Annotated in this window: 16 protein-coding genes; 3 read left to right on the forward strand and 13 right to left on the reverse strand. The window is 44.7% G+C overall.

All coding sequences use genetic code 11. The features are described 5' to 3' along the window. Positions 1-194: 194 nt before the first annotated feature. The 3 genes from GVN16_RS03460 (at position 195) to GVN16_RS03470 (ending at position 7,119) form a co-directional block, all read left to right on the forward strand. A complete protein-coding gene (locus tag GVN16_RS03460; RefSeq protein ID WP_166562432.1) occupies positions 195-2,846 on the forward strand; it encodes a PQQ-dependent sugar dehydrogenase in 2,652 nt (883 codons plus the stop codon). Positions 2,847-3,462: 616 nt separating this feature from the next. Beyond that, positions 3,463-4,797 (forward strand): GntP family permease, encoded by a 1,335-nt coding sequence (locus tag GVN16_RS03465; RefSeq protein ID WP_166562433.1) that lies wholly within the window; start codon positions 3,463-3,465, stop codon positions 4,795-4,797. A gap of 342 nt (positions 4,798-5,139) precedes the next feature. Beyond that, positions 5,140-7,119: an ATP-binding protein gene (locus tag GVN16_RS03470; RefSeq protein WP_166562434.1), complete on the forward strand. Its 1,980-nt coding sequence runs from the start codon at positions 5,140-5,142 to the stop codon at positions 7,117-7,119. A 155-nt stretch (positions 7,120-7,274) separates the two neighbouring features. Here GVN16_RS03470 and bla read toward each other — a convergent pair whose 3' ends face one another. The 13 genes from bla to GVN16_RS03535 all read right to left on the reverse strand — a co-directional run bounded on the left by bla (position 7,275) and on the right by GVN16_RS03535 (position 17,234). Further along, positions 7,275-8,012, reverse strand: coding sequence for a subclass B1 metallo-beta-lactamase (gene bla, locus GVN16_RS03475; protein ID WP_166562435.1), 738 nt, complete (start codon positions 8,010-8,012; stop codon positions 7,275-7,277). Positions 8,013-8,133: 121 nt separating this feature from the next. Then, on the reverse strand, positions 8,134-8,709 hold the full coding sequence (locus GVN16_RS03480) for a Crp/Fnr family transcriptional regulator (protein WP_166562436.1): 576 nt from the start codon (positions 8,707-8,709) through the stop codon (positions 8,134-8,136). Positions 8,710-9,229: 520 nt separating this feature from the next. Next, complete coding sequence (locus GVN16_RS03485; protein WP_166562437.1) at positions 9,230-9,796, reverse strand: RNA 2'-phosphotransferase; 567 nt, start codon at positions 9,794-9,796, stop codon at positions 9,230-9,232. A gap of 18 nt (positions 9,797-9,814) precedes the next feature. Continuing rightward, positions 9,815-10,585, reverse strand: coding sequence for a DUF1080 domain-containing protein (locus GVN16_RS03490; RefSeq protein ID WP_166562438.1), 771 nt, complete (start codon positions 10,583-10,585; stop codon positions 9,815-9,817). A gap of 170 nt (positions 10,586-10,755) precedes the next feature. Continuing rightward, positions 10,756-11,196, reverse strand: a complete 441-nt coding sequence (locus GVN16_RS03495) for a carboxymuconolactone decarboxylase family protein (protein ID WP_166562439.1) — start codon at positions 11,194-11,196, stop codon at positions 10,756-10,758. Positions 11,197-11,200: 4 nt separating this feature from the next. Continuing rightward, positions 11,201-11,632 carry a DoxX family membrane protein gene (locus GVN16_RS03500; RefSeq protein WP_205748770.1) on the reverse strand — a complete coding sequence of 144 codons (432 nt, stop codon included), beginning with the start codon at positions 11,630-11,632 and terminating at the stop codon, positions 11,201-11,203. 64 nt (positions 11,633-11,696) lie between these two features. Then, entirely contained in the window at positions 11,697-12,272 is a 576-nt protein-coding gene (locus GVN16_RS03505) for a Crp/Fnr family transcriptional regulator (protein ID WP_166562441.1), read from the reverse strand. A 17-nt stretch (positions 12,273-12,289) separates the two neighbouring features. Further along, positions 12,290-12,472 carry a hypothetical protein gene (locus GVN16_RS03510; protein WP_166561778.1) on the reverse strand — a complete coding sequence of 61 codons (183 nt, stop codon included), beginning with the start codon at positions 12,470-12,472 and terminating at the stop codon, positions 12,290-12,292. Positions 12,473-12,687: 215 nt separating this feature from the next. Next, entirely contained in the window at positions 12,688-13,344 is a 657-nt protein-coding gene (locus GVN16_RS03515) for a hypothetical protein (RefSeq protein ID WP_166562442.1), read from the reverse strand. A gap of 42 nt (positions 13,345-13,386) precedes the next feature. Further along, positions 13,387-14,295, reverse strand: coding sequence for a hypothetical protein (locus GVN16_RS03520; RefSeq protein ID WP_166562443.1), 909 nt, complete (start codon positions 14,293-14,295; stop codon positions 13,387-13,389). Between the two features lie 13 nt (positions 14,296-14,308). Next, a complete protein-coding gene (locus tag GVN16_RS03525; protein ID WP_166562444.1) occupies positions 14,309-15,367 on the reverse strand; it encodes an alpha/beta fold hydrolase in 1,059 nt (352 codons plus the stop codon). Positions 15,368-15,466: 99 nt separating this feature from the next. Further along, complete coding sequence (locus tag GVN16_RS03530; RefSeq protein WP_166562445.1) at positions 15,467-16,471, reverse strand: MlaD family protein; 1,005 nt, start codon at positions 16,469-16,471, stop codon at positions 15,467-15,469. Continuing rightward, positions 16,458-17,234, reverse strand: a complete 777-nt coding sequence (locus tag GVN16_RS03535) for an ABC transporter ATP-binding protein (protein WP_166562446.1) — start codon at positions 17,232-17,234, stop codon at positions 16,458-16,460. Before GVN16_RS03535 ends, GVN16_RS03530 begins: the two co-directional genes overlap by 14 nt. Between the last annotated feature and the right edge of the window lie 9 nt (positions 17,235-17,243).

The following is a 17,243-nucleotide window of genomic DNA, read 5'->3' on the forward strand; positions in this document are numbered from 1 at the left end:
ATCAGCTCGCCTTTAGCATTGCTAATCTGCACAAGACAGCTTCTTCCAGCCTCAAACCCTGATCACACATCGCCCGAAATGCTGTTTAATCAATACAAAAGGTTAAAATACGTCGATACTTATCAATTTCTGGTATTAACTCTAAATCAAAATATCTAGATTTGTATTCATTATCATTATTCAATACTTTTTATATGTTAAAAACTACGTTAAGCCTGAGTGCTGCTCTGCTGATTTTCGTCTGGAGCAGTATTTTTTACAAGCCATCGGAAATCGTGGCAGACAGCCAGCCTCTTTTAATTGCCGCTGCTGATTCCCTGCCGAAAAGCTTTAATTGTCCGCCTGATTTACTGGCCAGTTATTTTGCCGGACCCGACCTGGTCCCAAGCCCCGCTTGTCTGGCCGTTGCCCCTACCGGTGAGGTTTTTGTGGGAGTAGACATGATAGGGTCACTCGGAAAAACTCCGGGTAAAGGATACATCATGAAACTGACCGATGTCGATCACGATGGTAAAATGGACAAGAATTCCATATTTGCTTCAGTGGATAATCCCCGCGGTATCATCAGTCAGGGCGACAAGGTGTATGTGATGCACACCACATTCAGCAAAGAAACAGGTAAGGCCTCAGGCATGGACCTGGTGGTATTTGAAGATAAAAACAACGACGGCGTGGCAGACGGAGATCCCAAGCCTTTGATCCAGAACATTTGTTCTCCGAAATTCCTTCAAAGCAGGGGAACCGACCACTCTACCAACGGTATCCGTATGGGTATCGACGGATGGATCTACATTTCTGTAGGTGACTTTGGTTTTACAGATGCCGTAGACAGATCGGGCAAAAAACTGACCCAGTTGGGCGGTGGTATCGTAAGGGTCCGTCCTGACGGAACCGAAATGGAAGTGTTTACCCATGGTTTGCGTAACATTTATGATACGGCTATCGACCCGTACATGAACGTTTTCACCCGTGACAACACCAACGACGGTGGCGGATGGAACATCCGTTTCAGCAACCAGATACAATCGGGAGAATACGGTTACCCTATTCTTTTCAAAAACTTTACAGAAGAAATTATCCCTGCCCTGGTTGACCTGGGTGGCGGCTCAGGAACCGGTTCGTTGTTTATGGACGACTCTACCTGGCCTGAAAAATACAACCGTGTGCCTATGATGGCCGACTGGGGACGGAACCAGTTATTTATTCACCGTGTGAAACCGGACGGAGCGACATTTACCCAAACAGAGGAGGAATTCATCAAACTGAGCCAGATCACGGACGTTGACGTAGATGCTTCAGGCCAGATGTACCTTTCAGCCTGGGACGGTGCCGGATACTCAGGAAACCCTAAAAAAGGTTTCGTGGTAAGGGTTGTGCCTAAAGACTGGAAATACGTGGGATTCCCGGATATCAAAAAATCAAGTGTGACTGAACTGGCCTCTATCCTGAAATCGGGTAGTGCTGCTGCGAGACTTGCTGCTCAGCAAGAATTGCTTACACGCCCTGCCGCCGAGGCTTCAGCAGCCAGCTGGGCCATTGCTTCGGACAAGAGTCTGTCAACAGACCTGCGTGTTGCAGGTATCTTTACTTACGCACAGGCTGCAGGAGCTGACGGTATTCCGAATCTTGTAAAATTAGCCGCTGAAGAACCGGTTAAAGAATTTGCTTTAAAAGCCCTGGCTGACCGTAAAGCGAATATCAGCAAAGTGCCCCTGGACTTATTCCTTAAAGCTTTGAAAGATCCTTCTCCACGTGTTCAGGTAGCTGCTACTATCGGTCTTGGCCGTCTGGGCAGAGTAGAAGCTGCAAAAGCTTTGCTTGAAGTGAAAGTGCCGGCTTCGTTCGTAGCTCCGGCCAAGGGAACTGAAGGACCTCATGCCACACCGAATTCTGCCATTGTGCCTCCGCACATCGCAGTGAGGTCGTTGGTAAGCTTAAATGCTGTTGACGCTTGTGTGGCTGCCATTAATACCAAAAACTCGACGATTGCTCTCTGGGCACTGCGTTATATGCACAGTCCCAAGGCGGTTAACGGCCTGATTGCTGCCTATAAAGTGAGTAAAGATCCGAAAGTGAAAAAAGAGATACTGGTAACCCTTTCACGTCTTTACAAAAAAGAAGCTCCTTATGACAGCTCATGGTGGTGGAGCACAAGACCTGACACCCACGGTCCTTACTACAAAGACATCACCTGGGAATCTTCTCCGGCCATCAAAGCCATCCTGGTTCAGGAATGGAAGAAGGCTGCCGACAAAACATTCTTCGTGGACCTGAATGAGAAAAACCGCATGGGTATTGCTGAATTCGGTAGCGGAGAAACAGTGGCTGCAAAAGAAGAAGTTAAAGTAGATTTGCAGAAAATACGCAATAAAAAAGGCCAGGTGGGCGAATCATCTATTGAAGACGTGATGCTGGCCATGGCTAAAATTCCAGGCAATCCTGTATTGGGTAAGTCATTGTTTACCAAACAGGGATGTATTGCCTGTCACAGTCTGAGCACTTCAGAACCGATGAAAGGGCCGTTTATGGGCCAGATCGGTTCCATCATGACCCGTGAGCAGATTGCGGAATCTATCCTTAAACCGAATGCCTCTATTTCACAAGGCTTTGCCTCGGTGATGATCGAAGCCAAAGGTGATAAGAGTTACATGGGTTTTGTTACGGAAGAAACATCTGCACAGGTAACTTTAAGAGACATCGGGGGTAACGTGAGCAAGATCAAGACATCAGACATCATTTCACGCAAGGAAATGGAATCGTCTATGATGCCTGCAGGACTTGCCAATTCCATGTCTTACGAAGAACTGGCTTCCCTGATCACTTTCCTTCATAACCAGAAGAAATAATCAGGTTAAGGAAATCAAAAAAAGAGCGGTGAGAGATCATCGCTCTTTTTTAATGTTCAATGAATGAGTGTTGAATGAGTGAATGCCTGCCCGGCCTGAGACTTAGTCTCGGAAGGGCCTGCCCGGCCTGAGACTTAGTCTCGGAAGGGCCTGCCCGGCCTGAGACTTAGTCTCGGAAGGGCCTGCCCGGCCTGAGATTTAATCTCGGATGGGCCTGAGGTTCTGTCTCGGAAGGGAGGGAGTGTACAATGAGTGAATTTTGAATGAGTGAATATTCAATGATTGAATGAATACACAAACCGAATCATAATTAGCCCTGTGGGGGCGGCATATCGTTAGCAAGCAATATTCAATGACGGATTGAATAGAACCATAATTAGCCCTGTAGGGGCGACATATCTGTAGCCAGCAGACCATTTAAAAAGAACAAAACCCCGTAGGGGTGACATATTGCGTGAGTTTTCAATGGTTAATGCTCAATGATTGAATTGTGAATGCCAGGTGGGTGGATGGCTTTTTTTCATAAAGATTCATGGCCGGACGATATTCTTTTTGGACTTGCTGATTTATTCTGATAACTTAGAAAAAAAACCCTCGTCGGACAAAATACACCTCTATGACCTATTATTTACTATTCCTGTTAGTGGCCAGCATCAGTTTTATTGTGTGGGTAACGGCTTATAAGAAACTCAATGCTTTTTTTGCTCTTTCTATCGCGGCCTTGCTGGTGGGGATATGCAGCGGCCTGCCCCTCTCTGAAATTGTCTCCACCCTCAAAACGGGTTTCGGGCACACGATGGAGAAAATCGGCTTGCTGATCATTCTGGGTACCACGCTGGGCGTCATACTTGAAAAAACGGGAGCTACCACCAGTATGGCCAATGCCATATTAAGAATGGTCAACGAAAACAATGCACCGGCTGCCATAGCCCTCACCGGGTTCATCATAGGTTTTCCGATATTCTGCGACAGCGGTTTCATCATCTTAAGCGGCCTGAATCATTCCCTGGTCAGAAAAACGCATCACCGCATGCCGGTAATGGCTGCTGCCCTGGCTACTTCCTTATATGCTGTACATTGCCTTGTACCGCCACATCCCGGCATTACTGCGGCAGTGGGCACCACGGGCGGCGATCTGGGCATGGTGATGCTCTGGGGTATCGGCGTGGCTGTGCCTGTGGCCCTGGTGGGTTACTTCTGGAGCATCTGGCGTGGCAGGTCTGTCGAACATGATTACACCTCACAGGAAGCCCCCGAAACCAAAACAGATCATTTACCTGCGGCCGGCCGTTCATTTTTACCTGTATTTCTCCCTATCGGTCTGATAGCCCTGAAATCCATTGTCTTTTTATTTACTACCAAAGAAATGAACGAGACAATGCTGCTGCTGAAACTTATTTCTTTTATCGGTGAGCCGGTCATAGCCCTGGCTATCGGTATACTTCCTGCCCTTACGCTTATTCAGAAAAATGACAAAAAAGAACTCTCCCACTGGCTGACAGACGGGGTGGACAAAGCCGGGATGATCCTGGCTATCATAGCCTCGGGGGGTATGTTCGGCGAAATGCTTCAGGCTACCGGAATCGGAAAAAACCTGGGAGATCTGATGAGCGGGTATGCACTGGGCATTTTCTTTCCGTTTATTATCACGGCCATCCTGAAAACAGCACAGGGCTCCTCTACCGTAGCCATCATTACCGCATCATCGCTGGTAACGCCCATGCTGACCACGCTCGGCCTCGACAGTCCCACAGGAATTACACTTACGATATTGAGTATGGGTGCGGGCAGCATGATGATCAGTCACGCCAATGATGCTTACTTCTGGGTGATCAGCCGGTTTTCCAACCTCGAGACATCTGCCACCCTCAAAGTCTACAGCACAGCCACCCTGGCGATGGGCCTCACGGGGCAGCTGATTGTATGGGTGTTGTTTATGGTTTTGAATTGAAATACCCGCCTTTGACTGGACTGAAAATCGTTAAAAATTAAATTGATAATTACTTCGTAAGTGTCTGACAACGCTGAATCCGGGCATTGTCAGACACTATATATAAACTTCACAAAACCCCTTCCCATGGCATGATTTTTGCATAAAATTCTACAAAACACAATAGTTCATTCGTATATCAACTTTACAGTAATTCATTCAGCCATGAGATGATTTTCGCACAGAAAAAAAATAAAACCTTTGGTCTGTTCAAATGGAATAACCTCCCGGCCGTTATTGATTTACAATCATTCCTGATATACACTCTTACTTAATAAATACACATTTTTTATCCCTTTGCTCATGACATCATTACATAGTGAAGACATAACAGAAACCAAACTCAAAGCCCTTACGGCCCATTTACACGCACTTATCACTTCAATAGAAGACATTGTGTTTGAGGTAGACGGAAACATGGTTTTCAGAAATGTGTGGGTGCATGATGAATCCATGCTGTTTATGCCCAAAGAGCAGTTTATAGGCAAAACGATCGAAGAGGTAATGGGACCCCTTGCCCCTTCATTTATGGAGCCGATCCGGGATGTTATCAAAACCGGAGAACCCAGGGAAGCGGTTTACAAACACATAGATCCGTCAACCAACCAGTGGTTTAAAGTAAAAATAAAACAGGTTTTTAAAGCTTCCGAGCTGTCTGACCTCACCATGGTGGTGACTATTCAGGATATTACCTACCAGGTTTTGTCTGACCTGTTGCTGCAGGAAACCAAAAAGAAACTGGAGCTTAACCGTCAGCTGCTGGAAGTCAGCCAGTCGCTCAGCCGCACAGCAGGTTGGGAATTTAACCTCACAACGGGGGAAATCTTCTGGACAAAGCAGGCTTATATCATGTTTGAGCAGAATGAGAATTTTATTCCAACCTTTGAAAGTATCCGGGCGTTTATCCATGAAGAAGACCGGGAACGGATCGCTGCTATTACGCATGAGGCTGTAACTACAGAAACAGGTTTTGACACGGAGCTCAGGATCATTACCCCCAGCGGAAAAATGATCTGGATACGCTCCATGGGTTCTCCCGTTTTTACAGACGGCGAAGCTGTATCTATCAGGGGGGCTTTTATGGATATTACCCAACATAAAGAAAATGAGCTGGAACTGACCAATGCCAGGATAGAAGCTGAAAGGGCCTCAAAGGCCAAGTCTGACTTTTTGTCGATCATGAGTCACGAGATCAGGACGCCGCTGAACGGCATCATCGGGATTGCCAACCTTCTGAAACTTAATCATTCAGAAGACCAGAAAGAATACATCAGCAACCTGATCTTCTCAGGCGACCACCTGATGCAGCTGATCAATGACATTCTCGATCTCACCAAAATGGAGAATGACAAACTGGAGCTGGCCTATTCTGAACTGGACCTCCGTCAACTCGTCAAAAACATCAAAAACCAGTTTCAGAACCTCGCTGAAACAAAAAAAATACAACTTAACGAAACGATTGATGATCGCCTGCCGGGAGCCGTTTTTGCAGATTCTGTCCGTCTCGGACAAATACTGAATAACCTGATCAGCAATGCCATCAAATTCACGGATGAAGGTGAAGTCAGAATGTCCATTACCCTGGTTTCAAATAAAAAGGGTCAGGCTAAAATACGGTTTTCTGTCAAAGACTCCGGCATCGGGATTTCGAAAGAAGCTCAGGAGAGTGTATTTGAGAGCTTTAAACAGGTTCAGCATTCCACCCAACGCAAACACTTCGGTACCGGTCTGGGGCTGGCCATCACCAAGAGGCTGGTCGAATTGCACGACAGCGAGATATTCCTGAATTCTGAACCTGGCGTGGGTTCGGAATTTTACTTCGAAGTCTCCTTCAGGACATCCGAAAACCAGGAGATTAGAACAGAGCAACGGACTTCGATGGCCCTGCCGGATTATGGCAGAAAACTTTCAGGCTTAAAAGTACTTTTAGTGGAGGACAACCTGATCAATGTCATCGTCGCGAAAAAACAACTGGAATATTTCGGGGTACAACCTGACAGCGTCAACAGCGGAAAAGACGCCGTAGCGATTCTGAAAGAAAATACTTACCATGTTGCCCTCGTGGATTTGCACATGCCTGAAATGGACGGATACGAACTGGCTACGATTATCAGAAAAGAATACCCTGAGATTCATATCATTGTTTTCACCGCCGATATTATGGCTGAAGTAAAAGCCAAATTAGCAGAAATGGGCATTTATGACATCATCAACAAGCCTTTCGTCCCTCAGAAGATGTATGAGATGCTGTCGGGGATTGCGGTGAGGAAAGGGGTGGTTTGAGTCAGTTGAGGACATAGAAATACCCCCTGACGTCTTCGGAAAGGTTTCAGGTTTGAATCCTAACGCGGTTACAACATCAAAAAAGCACTTAAGTAAAATCTTAAGTGCTTTTTATTAAATGAACATTTCCCCAAAGCCTGTGAAACGGCTACGGCTCAATTCCCCTCAAACAACTTAATCGTATAATCCAGCAGTTCTGTTCCGCCGGTTTTGCCGTGGCCCGGGATTACTTTCTGAACCTCAGGGTATTTATTTTTCAATTTGATGACCGTCTCAGACCAGGCCTTCACGTTGGCGTCTTCCAGGTTTCCTTTGCCTGCTTTGACTTCCTTGATCAGGCAACCTCCGAACATGATTTTTTCGTCAGGAAAATACCCGATGACGTTGTCGCGGGTATGGCCTTCACCAAAAAACTCCGTGATGACTTTCTTATTGCCCACTTTCAGATTGATGTCCTTATCAAATCCTTTCTGAGGCACCGGAAAATTCCTTGACCTGGCAGATACGATAGTCGGATTATTGGCGTAAGAAGGAATGCCGCGTTTATGAAATTCGGCCAGTCCACCTACACAATCCATGTGAAAATGGGTAGCCACAACGGCCTTTACCTTGCAATGAAGTTTATTTTCGATCCAGTCGATCAGTTTGGCCGAACCGGCATCATCACCCGGCGTGTCGAAAACAATGGCTTCTCCTTTATCAAAAACCACCATGCCGTTACAGGATACCTTGCCAAAATCCTGGGTCTGAAGAAAAGTGATGTGCTGATAAACATGGTCGCTCAGCTTTTGAATGATGATGTCGTCAGAAGTAATGCCCTGGTCTGGCAATTGTGTGGTTCTGCATCCTGAAAAAAAGAAAATAAGGCCGAGAAAAAGACCGTGTTTAAACATGTTTTTTTTGATTTTATATGGTAAAAGAAAGCACTGCCAGGACTGCGTGTCCTGTCACACAAATATAATCAAAACGGGTCAGCAGTTAAGGTATGAAATACGTATTTCTCAGCAAAAAAAATCACTTCACCAGGATACGTTTCCTGATCCTGCTCAGGGATTCGGGCGTAATGCCGAGATAACCCGCCAGCTGATACTGCGGCACCCTCTGAATGAGGTTATAAGGGCTTTCCAGAAGCTTCAGGTACCGTTCCTCAGGGCTTGTGATGATGTAAGAAGCCAGCATTTCCTGTTGCTTCCCGAAGTCCTGGTCTACCATCATCCTGACCAGGATCTCCAGTCTCGGGAATCTTTCCAGGAAGTCGGTTTCAGTACTCAGATCACCCACCACGAGGGTACAGTCTTCCACACACGCCAGATAGTGTTTCGAGGGTATCCGCTGACTGGCACTTTCAAAGGAGTTGACGGCCTGCTCTTCAGCAAAAAAGGCTGTCGTTTTCTCTTCCCCGTCAACCAGGTAATACTGCCTGACCAGGCCTTTTAAATTGAAATAGCATCTGGTAGACACCTCCCCTTCTCTCAGGAGGATGGTGCCTTTTCTGAAATCCCGGATCACAATCTCCTGTTCAATCGCATTGATTTCTTCCACACTGAGCGAAAGAGATTTTGAAACGTATTTAACAAGTAGGTTTTCCATATGCTGACCCGGCTGAAGCTAAAAGCAAAATAAAATCCAAGTTAACATTTGCGGAGATAATTTCAACCAAAATTGTTTTTAAATACGGTTTAACTGATACCATTTATCCAGACACATACTAAGAATATAAATCGTCGTGTGGGTGCGACCCCTTCCGGGTCGTTTAAATCCATTGGTTCTTTTTTTTCTATAAACATTTGACCCTTTCAGGGTCGCCCGAATTCGTCGATTCCTTTTTTTGAAAAATAGGTACCTACGCTCACAGCGAATGAATCCGAAGGATTCACATGTTTATAGAAAATCTTTGAATCACAAGTTTACGACCCTGAATGGGTCGAACGAATTTGTAGGTTTTGTTTCCCGGGCTTGCTAATCGTAATCTGTCGTCTTAAGAAATAACGAATCTTCAACACCGTGGTGCGAACCATTCAGGGTCGGGTAAACACATTAATCCCTGTTTTCTATAAATATTTGACCCTTTCAGGGTCATAACTATGCATCATCCAATAAATCTGTAGAACTAAACCTCATGATTTCCCTTAAATTCCGTCAGGTACCTCACCGGAACATGATCCGTTAACCAGACTCCGTTATCAGATAAATAAAAATCGATGTTATCTTCAGCCATTTGCCCGGCAAGCACTTCAAATACAAACGGTTTGCCATGCCGCTGACCCACTTTGACGGCAGTTTCAAGATCAGGACTCAAATGAACATGGTGCCTCGCTCCTTTATTCAATCCGTATTCAAGAATGGAACTAACAGATTTTTGTGCCGTACCATGGTACAGAATCACAGGCGGTACCTTCGGAACATAACCCAGCTCCACGTCTACAGAATGCCCCTGGTTAGCTCTTATTTTATCAAAAGTCTCATTAAAGGCAAACCGCTTCTTCGGATTGGTTTCTACTATGTATTTAAGACCGTCCATGTCCGTGCCTATCCCACTTTGGTTAAGCTTATCCATCAGAACCTGAACATCCGTCCATCCGTTTTCATCCAGTTCAATTCCAATCGTATCAGGCTTGTGTCTCAATACAAGGCTTAATAATTTACTGAGTTTGATCTCTTCTTTTTCTGTACTCATTAAGGTTTATGGATTTTATCATTCTTTCACCAAAGGCTGCAAAGTGACATTTCTGTAGAACACCTCAGAACCTTCGGCCTGTAAAAGTATTTTCCCTTTAACCAGCGGAATCCATTTTTTCTGAGTCTCGTCCCATTTTTTCATGTTAATGGCTTCATTGACCAGCTTGTCGTTGACATAAAAGCGGGCAAAATCTCCTTTAACCTCCAGTACTACTTTATTCCAGCCCGGTTTCTCCCAATAATACGACCTCGGAAAGCGACTGTACAGCTGTTCTCTGGAGCCGAGTGTACTCACCAGTCCATCTTCATCAAAATTCCTGTTCATGGGATGCACCTTAGTGCTGGCCCTGCTTTTCACAATCCAGAGATCGCCCGTATCGCCTTCCTGAATCTGGCATTCTATTCCCGCAGGCCAGATCACATCCTCGCCAAACACATGGATCAGCACCCCCGCATCGCGGACACTGTTTTCCCTTGGTTTGAACTTCTTTTCTCCCCATTTGTATTCCAGGCTCAGCGTATAATTTTCATATTCGGTTTCAGTGATGATGGCTCCGAAAGACTGTGTGGAATTTTCGGCCTGGGCCGGGTAAACATGTATCATACCGTTTTCTGCCTTAAACAGGTTTTTCTCAGGACCATTACCGTCATATACCTGGTACCAGCCATTCAGGTCTTTACCATTGAAAAGATGAACAATCGGGACTTTTGAAGAAGGGGGCAAGGTCTGGCTTTTTACAGAAAAAGCCGCGGATAAGAGGATGGCAACAATGACTTTAGTTTTCATATGTCAGGCTACAATATTTTAAGGTTTTTGATTTACCCAAATTTACGCTTTAAATCCTCCCAGCCCAATTGCTTTAAAGATATATAACAGAGTTTTGTCGTTCCAACCTAAAAAAGGCTGATGATTAAAAAACCACCAGCCTTTTCTGACCCGCCTGTTGCTTACTTATTTTATGAGCCTGGCTCCAACTGTGTGGAGATGGCGATCCTGTTCCAGGCATTGATGGTCACAATGGCCATAATGATATGAGCGATATAGTTTTTATCGAAGAATTTCTCCGCCTGCTGATAGGTTTTGTCGCTTACGCCGCCCTGGTGAATCAGTGTCACTTCTTCCGTCAGGGCCAGGATTGCTTTTTCCTCTTCTGTAAAAAGCCCCGTTTCTTTCCAGGCGTTCAGTAAAAAGAGTCTCTGGGTGGTCTCGCCGCTTTTTATGGCTTCTTTGGTGTGCATGTCAATACAATAAGCACATCCGTTGATTTGTGATGCCCTTGTTTTGATCAGGTTGAGTTGTGTTTTGGTCAGTTTGGTCGTTTTCAGATACCCTTCCAGAGCATACATGGCTTTGTAGGCTTCAGGTTCCACCTGCTGAATATTGATTCTTTTTTCCATTGTTTTATTTTTTTGAGATGATTTGATCTATACTGTACATATTTGAAGTTGCTGTACTTAAAAGAAAGGCCGCCGCAGCACCTGTCCAGACTGAATAGTAGAGCGAAGGTTTAAAGCCAAAACTGATGGTCATAGCCAGGGCAAAACTGAGCAAGAGGATGCCTGAAACCAATGCAGCCAGACGTACCCGGTAACCCAGGATCAGCAACCAACCCAGGAGGATTTCGAGGCCCGTGGCAGCTACAGCGAGCACTTCTGCTAACTGGTGTGGCACAAAAGAATTGACTGCATTTGAATAGCTTAAGAAATTCTGCCAGTTGCCCCAGCTGACGGATGGGCTGCCCGGCAAACCCCAGAAGCCGAAACGGTCTGCGACGGCAGATAAGAACGATACTCCGAGGGCCAGGCGTAAAAAGAGCGGCGAGAGCTTTGTCATGGTCATATTGTCATTTTAATACGACAAAGGTCTGAAAAGCCGGATCAAGAAAACTTAATCCAGTTTAAGAAATTCTTTTCTTCCGGATTTCGCTCAGGTATTCCGGTGTAAAGCCCAGGTAAGAGGCAACGAGGTATTGCGGGATGCGTTGTACAAATTCGGGAAACCATTTCTCAAAATGCAGGTATAAATCCTCTTTTGAAAAATCGTACATGTATTTTACCCTCAGCTGCGAGGCGGCAAAAGCTTTCTGATAAACACACCGGAAATATTTTTCCATGGCAGGGTATTGGGCCAGGAGCTTTTCCTGGGTCTGAAAATCGATGGCTAGCACTTCGCTGGTTTCCACGGCCTGGATACAGAAATTACTCTCTTTCTGATTCAGGAAAGCCAGATAATCACTGATCCACCAGTTTTCAATGGCAAACTGGATGGTTTGTTCTGTTCCTTTGTCGTTGATAAAAAACATCCGGAGGCAGCCTTTAACTACAAAATAGTTGGTCCGGCAAACCATGCCGTTTTCAAGCAGGTTTTGTTTCTTTTTAACTTTCAATACCTGGAAATGGCTGAGGATACCGGGGAGGTCTTCGTCAGGAATGCTGACGAATTTCTTGATGTGCTGGAAAAATGGGACGGACATGGTGTACAAAATAACATTTATTCAGGTTTGATCCTTACAATTTTATTGTCTCTCATGACCACCAGTTCACTGTTCACTCTCTTTTTAAATGTAATAAGACGCTCGTGCACTTTTTCCATGCCTTCCAATATCCTGGTTTGCTGTTCTGTTCTTTTAAACTCTTTCATGATATTTCCTAAATGCATTAAATTTGGTTTCATTTACTACTTTTAACTCTGTATCGAATAACTTTTCAGCGATTAACTCAGCTTTATCGTTTGAATTATCAAAAATCATCACTTCATCAACTATAGAAATATAAATATCAAAGAGGTTATTTATCCCATTGATATACCTTCTTTCAATCACATTTTCTTCAATGTTGTGTCCACCTTCGCTTACTCTGATCGTTAAAAATGAATTGTATACTAAACTACTATTTCACATCAAGGTCTTCAAAATATCCGTTAAAATTAACAGTTTCCCCGTCTTTCTTCGACGCTGTAACAGAGTAAGTGCCACTTATATATTGTTTGGAAAATCTGGTTACCTTAAAAAAGCCCTTCTTAACAACATATTGATTTTTTGTATGATACCAATAGTCGTCTGTCCATGGAATATTCTTTTTCCCAATCCAAATGAAGCTTGTCCGGATAGAACCATTCTGATCTGAAGTGAAGTCGTAATCTGAATTATCGAAAGAATAAACTCCGATTTTGTTTATATTACGTACAGTCCCAATAAAATAAATCCTCTCCCAATCTTTATGTTTTTTTGATTTTTCCACGTCAAATAAAAACCAAAATTTCAGTACGTCATCCCTTTCCTCATCACTGAATCTTGAATTTAGGGACGGTTTATATTCTCCAAATCCCGTACAATATCTTTCGCCATCAATCATCATAGAAAAATCTCCCTTTTTGCAATACCCGGTCGGAACCCGATCCGGATCAGAAGGAACACCTTTTTCTTTACAGGCATTCAGGAAAAAAGATGAAACCAATATCAGAATAAGAAACAGACCTCTGAACTGTATTCTGACAGATGAATTTAAATTATCAATACCTAACAATTTATTTGTATTTACCAGCATCTAAGATAGGGTTCATTTAAAACACAAATATACGTTTACAAATCACAATCTCCCGTCCAGCCAGTGGATAATATTCAGTAAAAACTGCGGATTTTGTCTGGCATCCGGATGGTTCATGCCTGCTTTATTCTTTTGCGGACCTGACACCTGGGCTGAAAACATGGCGGCCTCTCCCATCACCACCAGCCTGCCTTTGCCAAACGCCATAAAAGCCCCGTTAACCAGGCCCTGACCTGACATTCTTGGCGTGTTATCCTTAAATTCCCAGGCGGTGGATGGCAGCAACACCTCATAGTCATCATCCAGTGCAGTGATGACAGTCGCTTCTTTCGGAGCAATGAAGGCCTGCCCGGTAAAGAACATCAGCGATTCGATCTGCTCTGATTCATTTGCCCCGGCAGTTATTTTATTAGCAGACAGGTTGTTCTTCTTCACTGAAAAAACTTCAGGCTTCTTATCCCTCCTCATCGCAAAGCCGTCGATAAAATTAAAGCCGAAAGCAGCCGCCAACTCTGCTGCACAACCCGCAAAGGGCATGTGGTCGGCAATCAGAAATAAGCTTCCTCCTCCTGATACCCACTTAACCAGGGCATTGATTTCTTCTTTGGTAAAAGCCGTTTTGGCAGGCAATTTCCAGGGCAGGGTATCAGCCAGGGCATTGGCAATGACCAGGATTTTGGTCTCCGACAAGGAAGAAACAGAAAAGGGTTCTTTACCTGATTTTAGAACAAACCCGTCTTTCCGGAGCAGATGCCCGAATGGTAAATACCGCCCGCTTAAGGTATGAAAATTAAAATGGGCTTCATCTAAAGTGATGACTGAACCCTTGCCTGTTTCATAAGCCGGATTTTTTATGGGGTAGTCAAAATCTTTATCGGCCATCTGCTGAGCCATCGCGGCGGAGACGGAAAGCCAGACCATCAGGGACAAAGTAAATTTCAGTTGTTTCATAAAGTTCCGGGTTTTATTTCTTCTTATGTTTTCTGACTATTTTCAGGAATTCACCTGCATCTTTCACAAACGCATCGGGTTTTTCATAATGGATATTATGTCCGGTTTGTTCATATATTTTATGCGTAATCAGCTCAGGATGGAGACTTCTGAGTTTTTCATTGGCTTTTTCAAACGGCTGTATATCCTGATCAGAGATGGGGTCGAGAATCAGCATCGGAACATCCAGGTTTCTGTAAATGATCTCCGGCTCCATGACCGCCATCGATCTGGCGAAAAGTGTGGATTGTGCCGGCCTCAGAATATTTCCCAGGAATTGTTCCGCAGTTTTCATATGAAAAAGCTCTTCGAGACCCGCACCTATGCTCCATTTACCTTCTTTATCTTTGCTTAACCAGGCCAGGAGCTCAAACTGCAACCCACCTGAACTATGGTCATAATATGCCTTGTACGCTTCAAATTCACTGTCAAACCGACCATATTCCACTCTGTCCTTAAAAATATCGGCCACCCGGGATTTTAACTCTGTTTCCGTCATCCGCTGGTAATGGCTGTTTACAGCCACCGAACCACCGTCTTCCAGAATAAGACCTGAGACACTCCCGGGATAGGTGTCGTAAAATGCTGTGGCGATACTCCCACCCCTTGACCAGCCACCCACAACCGCCTTCTTTATTTTCTTTGCCTCCATCAGGGCTTTGATATCATCAGCCACGTGATGCAGCGACACCTCATGAGCCGGAATCGGGGTCTGTCCATGTCCGTAGTAATCAATCGCGACCAGGTAATATCCCTGATCGACCAACTTTCCGGCAATGTCCATCAATTCATAGCCGTTCGTAAAACTTCCGTGTGCCCAGATCAGAGGTACATCTTTGGGGTTACCCCATTCCAGGTAATGCATTCTGACATTCCTGGTAGTCACAAAACCTCCATGTTTACTTTCAAAGTTTTCAAAGGCAATTCTTGCACTGTCGTACCTGGGTTTTAGATTCAGGCCCAGGCTTAAATCCTGGGAATAGGTTTTGAAAACAGTAGCGATCAGCAATAAACACAAACAAACGTTTTTCATTCTTCAGAAAGCAAGGGAACGGTATATACAATAATGACTTGTGTAAATATACTTACACAAGTCATTGTTTCTCATTAAAAATACACAATTTGTAATGAATTAAGGTTTCTTTTCATCCAATTGTCCCTTCTCCTTTTTCTTAAAATACTTTCTGAAAAGGAAATTATGCTGCAAAGCCTCCAGGTCTTCATCCAGCTTTTTACTGCCGGATTCCAGGTTGATTAAAGTGGCTTTGACAGATTCCGCAGACTTGGGATCATTCAGCAATACTCCGACTGAATTGTCACTCCGGTTGAGCTTATCACTTAAAGTCTTCAGATTAGCTGTAAAATTGGTCAGTGAATTAGACGCATCATTGAGCTGGGCAAGTGTGGCTTTCACACTCTGATACATGACCGTATCGGTGGCCAGTTTATTGATGGAAGTTCCTTCCTGGTTCAGTCTGCCTGAAAAGCTCTGGAGATTGGACAGAACCGCCTTGCTGCCTTCCGATACCCTCTGCAGGTTAGCCAGGGTAGCCTGAAGGTTATCTGCCGACACACTGATTTTTTTTGAGATGGAAGCGTCATTCAGCAAGGTAGCCAAAGCCCCTTCTCCGCTGTCAATCTTTTTGGTGATGCTCTTGAAATCTTTGGTAATCTCGAGGATGTTCTTGTTATTTTCCTGCAGGGTAGCCAGCATATCGTCTGTGCTTAGGCCGTTTTCCACTGCCAGAAAATCATCTTTCTCCACATGTGCAGCCCCTGCGGTGCCACCATAGATAATGACGATTTTGTTACCGATCAGCCCGTCAGAGCCGATTTTAGCTTTGGAGTCCTTGTGAATATGCGACTGGGCCTCTTTTTCGATGTTCATCGTTACCTGCACCTGTGAGTCCCCATAAAAACTGATTTTCTTGATGGTTCCCACCTTTACCCCTGAAAACCAGACGTTGCCACCCACCAGCAATCCACTGATGTCATTAAAGATAGCATTGACGGTAAACGTCTTGACAAAGGTTTTTTTCTGACCTCCCAGTGTAAGCACGGTAATGATCAGTATGGCAATGCCCAGCATGATAAAAATTCCAACGATGACGGGACGGTTATTTTTAGATGGTTTCATGTTCTTGTATAAAATTATAGTCGTAAAATGTTTTTATGCGTTCGTCCTTCGAACTAAAAACTTCTTCAAAAGTACCGGTAGTCAGAAATTGTCCTTCCATCAGAACCGCCACCCTGTTTGAAGTATTTTTAGCACAGGTCAGGTCATGGGTAATGATGATGGAACTGGTGTTGTATTCCTGCTGCACCTGCAGTATCAGGTTATTGATTTCTATACAGGTGATGGGGTCAAGGCCGGCAGTAGGCTCGTCATAGAGCATTATCTCAGGCTTCATAATGAGCGTACGGGCAATCCCGATCCGCTTTCGCTGGCCGCCTGAGAGTTCAGAAGGCATCTGGTTGATGGTTTGGGGCAGCCCCACGTCATTAAGTACCTCCTCAATGGCCTTGTTGATCTCTGCCTTACTCAGTTCGCGTTTGTTTCGGGACAAAGGGAACGCCAGGTTTTCCCTGACTGTCATGCTGTCATACAAAGCACTGCTTTGAAACGAGAACCCGATCTTCTGTCTTAATTCCTGCAATTCCCGGTTACTTATTTTGTCAACCTGGCTGCCCAGCACATTCACTATGCCGCTATCCGGCTTCAGGAGACCGGAAATGATTTTGATCAATACCGATTTCCCTCCTCCCGATTTGCCGAGGACAGCCAGGTTTTCTCCTTTGAAAACATCGACGTCCACACCTTTGAGTACAGTCAGACTTCCGAAGGATTTATTCAGTCCCCGGATCGATATTACCGTTTCCCTGTCTTTACTGTTTGACATTATTTTTCT

Source organism: Emticicia sp. CRIBPO (assembly GCF_009905725.1).
In the GTDB taxonomy this organism is placed as follows: domain Bacteria; phylum Bacteroidota; class Bacteroidia; order Cytophagales; family Spirosomataceae; genus Leadbetterella.